The 4865-nt window shown below is 55.0% G+C and carries 1 protein-coding gene and 2 pseudogenes; all 3 read left to right on the top strand.

Annotated features, from left to right (window positions below):
* Positions 1–185 (top strand): annotated as a pseudogene (locus CPT76_RS08140) (glycosyltransferase); the annotation flags it as partial.
* Between the two features lie 217 nt (positions 186–402).
* Positions 403–1104, top strand: coding sequence for an iron-sulfur cluster repair di-iron protein (ric, locus tag CPT76_RS08145; RefSeq protein WP_105442559.1), 702 nt, complete (start codon positions 403–405; stop codon positions 1102–1104).
* 507 nt (positions 1105–1611) lie between these two features.
* Positions 1612–4865: pseudogene (locus CPT76_RS08150) on the top strand (nitrate reductase subunit alpha); the annotation flags it as partial.

Raw genomic sequence — 4865 nt, forward strand, 5'->3', positions numbered from 1 at the left:
CGTTTAAAGAGCTGCAGGATATGCTGTACACGCACCTTCAGCTGATCACGGAAATCGTCCTTGACTGCCTCAAGGGAGACTGGAAAGCAGATATCGCGGCGACCGACAAAAACGAGATCCATATGATTCATTTGGCGGACATCCTGACAGAAGGCATTGTTAAACAGTTTCCTGAGAAATTTTAAACAACCTATACTGGCGATGCATAGCAATGTAGCTTTTCATATCCTCCCGTTCGGGAGGGTGTGGGAAGCTATTTTTTCTGTCGTGGATGTTTTCACATTTCGTTTGCTTTTGGTATGACTGGAATCACAAGGCAGGCTTCGAAGATTCCTTATACTGGGGCTGTAATGAGTTCTGCATCACGATATGGGAATGAATCCACTACAGGAGGTCCTTTCAATGAGTCAATTAACGCTTCAAACGCACGTTGCCGACATCGTCACAGCCGTACCGCAGTCAGCCGATCTGTTCCGCGCATTGCGCATCGATTTTTGCTGCGGAGGCAAAATCCCTCTGGAGGAAGCCGCGACCAAACGGAAGCTCGATTCCAGCGCGGTTCTGGATCAGATCCAGACACTGGAGACGAAAATGGTGGAGTATCGGGACAGCCGGCCAGGAGATCTGGCGGAACCGGAGCTGATAGAATACATTCAGAACAAGCATCACGCTTTTTTGCGCGAAGAACTTCCCGCGTTAACGCCATATGTGACAAAGCTGGCCCGCGTTCATGGAGAACGTCATCCGGAGCTGCTGCGGGTGCAGGAATTATTCGCGGATTTGAAAAGTGAACTGCAGGAGCATACGGAGGACGAAGATCACAACGTGTTCCCGCAAATCCTGAAATCTATGGCGAATCCGAATCCGCAGCACTTGGAGGAACTTCGGCCGCTGCTGTCCGGGCTGGAGCAGGAGCATGAGAAGGCCGGGAATCTGCTGAAGGAGCTGCGGGAAGTGACCGGCGATTTCTCCCTCCCGGCAGATGCCTGCGGCACGTATCGGCTTGTCTATCAGCGGCTTGGACTGCTGGAAAAAGACACCTTCGAGCACATCCACTTGGAAAATAACGTGCTGTTCGAGCGGATTCGCGAGCGGATCAGCTGATCCGGATAACGGTGGTTTAGAAGCCCCTTTCTTCACAAGGTGAAGAGGGGGCTTTTTTTGTGGGGAGGGTGGGAGAAACTTTCTTCTGGCTTTGGATGTTGTGTGGCGCGGGTAGCCACAAATGGGTTTAGGTTTTCGCCATCGCAACTGTATCTCCAAACAGGGAATGGATTCGGGGTGGAAAGTTTACGTGCCGCCTTTGAATCCGTGTTCCTACATCCCTATTAAATCTAGGGAACACGGATTTAGGCAGCGGCTGGAGCCCGGAATCCATCCCCACCCCATGGACAAGTGTAGAAGGTACCTCCCAATCTTTTAACCGCACTTTTTTCACCGCATCAGGGGGTTCAAACTGGCCTCCCTCACCAACCAAGGGATTTCTCGCCCGGATATAGGAGTTTCCCTGATACCAAACGCAGCAGCAGGCTCTCATAATGGAGGCATACGAATGGACGACACATTGATTCCCCGATCATGGTCATTCACGTAAAGGAGTTGAACCGTCCAATGAAACGGAAGAAGGGACTGAAATTCTTCAAACGATTGGAAAGCTATTCGGACAACTGGTCCGTTCTTGAAGAGAAAAGCCGGGACTGGGAGGACATGTACCGCAAGCGCTGGTCCCATGACAAAGTCGTGCGCACGACTCACGGCGTGAACTGCACAGGCTCCTGCAGCTGGAAGGTGTTTGTGAAAAACGGCATCATCACCTGGGAAAATCAGCAGATCGATTATCCATCCTGTGGTCCCGATATGCCGGAATTCGAGCCGCGCGGCTGTCCGCGCGGAGCTTCGTTTTCCTGGTACGAATACAGCCCGCTCCGCGTGAAATATCCGTATATGCGCGGCAAGCTGTGGCACATGTGGAATGAAGCCCTAAGGCAGCATGGCGATCCAGTAGCAGCCTGGGCCAGTATCGTGGAAGACTCCGAAAAGGCGAGAACCTACAAAAAGGCGCGCGGCAAAGGCGGTCATGTACGCGTCCCCTGGGCGGATGCGACCAAGCTGATCTCCGCGCAGCTGATCTATACGATCCGCAAATACGGTCCGGACCGCATTGCCGGCTTCACTCCGATTCCCGCAATGTCGATGATCAGCTACGCATCGGGGGCGAGATTCATTTCCCTGCTCGGAGGCGAAATGCTGAGCTTTTACGACTGGTATGCCGACCTGCCGCCGGCTTCCCCGCAAATTTGGGGCGAGCAAACCGACGTGCCGGAATCCAGCGATTGGTACAATGCCGGCTACTTGATCATGTGGGGCTCGAACGTGCCTTTAACGCGGACGCCGGACGCCCACTTTATGACGGAAGTGCGGTACAAAGGCACAAAGGTCGTATCGGTGGCGCCGGATTATGCGGAGAACGTCAAGTTCGCGGATAACTGGCTTGCCCCGAATCCGGGGACGGATGCGGCGGTCGCTCAAGCGATGACGCATGTCATTTTGAAAGAGTTCTACCAAGATCGTCAGGAGCTGATGTTCCTGAATTACGCCAAGCAGTATACAGACATGCCGTTCCTTCTTCTGCTGGATGAGCATGAGGGCGGATATAAGGCCGGACGATTCCTGCGCGCAAGCGATCTTGGCGATACGACCCCGCATGCGGAGTGGAAGCCGGTGATTTACGACGAAAACAAAAATGAAATCACGGTTCCAAACGGCACGATGGGACAGCGCTGGGAGCCAGGCAAGAAGTGGAACCTGATTCTGGAACGCGAGGACGGATCGGTCATTTCACCGGCGCTTTCCGTGGAATCCCAGGGAGCAGAGCGGCAGACGATTTGCTTCCCGTTCTTCGACAATAACGCCAACGGCACGTTCGAACGCCAAATCCCGGCGAAAAAGATTCAGCTCGCCGACGGTACCGAACGCCTCGTGGCAACGGTATACGACCTGATGTTAAGCCAATACGGTATTGTCTCAACTGACAGCGAGTCACAGGGGGGCGGATACGACGATGCGGATTCCTTCTACACCCCGGCCTGGCAGGAAAAGATTACCGGCGTGAAGGCTTCAATCGTCGTGCAGATTGCCAGGGAATTCGCGCAAAACGCGCTGGATACCGGCGGCCGTTCCATGATCATCATGGGTGCAGGCATCAACCACTGGTTCAACAGCGACACGATCTACCGCTCAATTCTGAACCTGGTCATTTTGACGGCTTCCCAAGGCGTGAACGGCGGCGGCTGGGCACATTACGTCGGCCAGGAAAAGTGCCGCCCGATCGAGGGCTGGTCCACGGTCGCCTTCGCCAAAGACTGGCAGGGGCCGCCGCGGCAGCAAAATGCGACGTCGTTCTTTTATTTTGCGACTGACCAATGGAAATACGAAGAAATGGGTGCCGATTCCCTGAAATCGCCTACGGGCGGGGACATCCGTTACCAGCATCCGGCAGATTATAACGTCCTTGCCGCGAGACTCGGCTGGCTGCCGTCCTATCCGCAATTCAACAAGAGCAGCCTGGCGTTCGCGGAGGAAGCGGCCACCCATGGGAAAACGACCAACGAGGAGATCGTGAAGCATGCATTAACGCAAATCGTCTCTGGAGATACGAAGTTCGCTGCCGAAGATCCCGATGCGCCGGAAAACTTTCCGAGATCGCTGTTCGTATGGCGCTCGAACCTGATTTCCAGCTCCGCCAAAGGGCAGGAGTACTTCATGAAGCATTTGCTTGGCGCTTCGGACAGCCTGCTCTCGACGCCAAATGAAGAGGATAAGCCGGAGGAAATGGTGTGGCGCGAAGACGTGGTAGGCAAACTGGACCTGCTGGTCGCGCTCGACTTTCGGATGACCTCGACGCCGATGTATGCCGACGTGGTGCTGCCGGCAGCGACCTGGTACGAGAAAACCGACTTGTCCTCCACCGACATGCATCCATTCGTCCATCCGTTCAATCCGGCGGTGGATCCGCTGTGGGAATCGCGCTCGGACTGGGACATTTATCGGACGATTGCACAAACCTTCTCAAAGATGGCCAAAACGCATCTTCCCGGCGTATACAAGGACCTCGTGGCCAGCCCGCTGGCGCATGATTCGATCAGCGAAATCGCTCAGCCTTACGGCAAGGTGCTCGATTGGCGCAAAGGCGAGATCGAAGCTATTCCGGGCAAAACGATGCCGAACCTGACGGTGATCGAACGCGACTATACGAAAATTTACGATAAATTCGTGACGCTCGGCCCGAGCCTGGCGGCAGGCAAAATCGGGGCACACGGCGTCAGCTTCTCAGTAGCCGAAGAGTACGAAGAGCTGAAGCGCATGAATGGAAGCTATGACGACGACACGATCAAAAACGGCCTGCCGAAGCTGCATACCGCCAGAAATGCGGCGGATGCCATTCTCCATATCTCTTCGGCGACGAACGGCAAAGTATCGCAGCGCGCCTGGGAGTCGGCGGAGAATGACACCGGCGTGAGCCTGAAAGACATATCCGCGGACCGCGCGGCGGAGCGTATCACGTTCCAAAGCATCACGGCCCAGCCGCGGGAAGTCATCCCGACGCCGGTGTTCAGCGGCTCGAACAAAATGGGGAGAAGATATTCGCCGTTCACGACGAACATTGAGCGGCATGTGCCTTTCCGAACGCTGACCGGCAGACAGCACTTCTATATCGATCACGAAATTTTCCTGCAATTCGGCGAAGCGCTGCCGGTATATAAACCGCGCTGCCGCCGATGGTATTCGGTCCGCGCGACAAGCAGATTACCTGCGGTAAAGCACACTCGTGCTCCGCTATCTGACGCCGCACGGCAAATGGAACA

Source organism: Paenibacillus sp. AR247 (genome assembly GCF_002968895.1).
GTDB lineage: Bacteria > Bacillota > Bacilli > Paenibacillales > Paenibacillaceae > Paenibacillus_AQ > Paenibacillus_AQ favisporus.